Annotated in this window: 1 protein-coding gene; it reads right to left on the bottom strand. The window is 68.3% G+C overall.

The genetic code is table 11. The features are described 5' to 3' along the window. Positions 1-361: 361 nt before the first annotated feature. On the bottom strand, positions 362-1,159 hold the full coding sequence (locus tag B9G38_RS17520) for a ZIP family metal transporter (protein ID WP_086221197.1): 798 nt from the start codon (positions 1,157-1,159) through the stop codon (positions 362-364). Between the last annotated feature and the right edge of the window lie 82 nt (positions 1,160-1,241).

The following is a 1,241-nucleotide window of genomic DNA, read 5'->3' as shown; positions in this document are numbered from 1 at the left end:
GGGGCGGGGTCCGCGTCCCTCGCGGCCTCGGGCGATCGCGCGGCTCAGTCCTTGCGGTGCTTACGTCGTGTGCGGAACCCGGGTGTTTCTGATTGGCTCACGAGAGCTTCGCTCTCGTGAACGCCTGCGCCGGCCTCACGGCTGCCCCTTTGAGTCCCACCCGCCCGCAACCGCACAGCGCCTCACGCCTCCCCAGCCTCGTCAGTCGCCTCCGCTTCGCTCCGGCGACTGACTCCCTCGCGCGTGCGACTCGCGCCCTACCGGGCGCTCGTCGGCACGCGCCACCGCACCGTTCATTTATAAATGATCGTCGCAGCCGGTGACGCTCATTTAAACTACCGCGTCGTCGCCCCTCGGCCGCTTATAAATACGCCAGCGGAACCATCAGCGCGACGCCGAGCGCGATCCCGCCGACGAGGACCGGCTTGCCGCCGCGCGGGAGGTCGGCGCCGGTTTCGAGCGCCTCGGGGACGAACTCGGTGAGGACGAGGTAGATCATCGCGCCCGCCGCGAAGCCGAAGCCGTACGGGAGGAACTCGCGAGCGTACCGCACGAACGCGAAGGCGATCACGGCGCCGATCGGCTGCGGGAGGCTGGAGAACACCGCCCACCACACCATCTTCCACTTCGAGACGCCCATCGCCCGCAGCGGGATCGAGATGGCCGTCCCCTCGGGGACGTTGTGGATCGAGATGGCGACGGTCATGAACACGGCGAGCAGCGGAACGGTGAAGCCGAACAGCGCCGTTCCGCCCTCCAAGCCGAGGTCCGCGAAGGAGACGCCGACCGCGATCCCCTCCGGGAAGCTGTGGACCGTCAGCACGCCGAGGATCAAGATCAGCTTCTTGAAGTCCGCCTCCTCGTACTCCCGCGGGTCGATGTCGGCGTCCAGCAGCACCTCGTGGGCGACGACGACGAGGACGACCCCCGCCAGCATCCCGACGCCGATCTCGACCACGGTCCCCTCGGCGAGCCCCTCCTGAACGAGGCCGAACAGCGACGCGGCGAGCATGATCCCCGACGCGAACCCCCACAGCGCCACGTTTCCGCGGTCGCTGATCGTCTCGAAGAAGAAGAACGGGAGCGCGCCGATCCCGGTCGCCAGCGCCGTGATCAGCCCGGCGACGAACACGAACGCGTAGGCGTCGAACGCGACCATTCGTTATGCGGAGATACGACGGTCCCGGTGATAACTTCGGCGGACGCCTCCGCGGTCCGGGAATCGCCCTCCGACTCCGAGC

The sequence above is a fragment of the Halorubrum sp. SD612 genome, from assembly GCF_002135005.1.
The sequence above is the reverse complement of the archived record's forward strand: the minus strand, read 5'-3'. Positions and strand labels throughout refer to the sequence as shown.

Bases quoted from the DNA above. Each gene is read 5' to 3' on its own strand.
- B9G38_RS17520 (WP_086221197.1), bottom strand. From the start codon at position 1,159: ATGGTCGCGTTCGACGCCTACGCGTTCGTGTTCGTCGCCGGGCTGATC.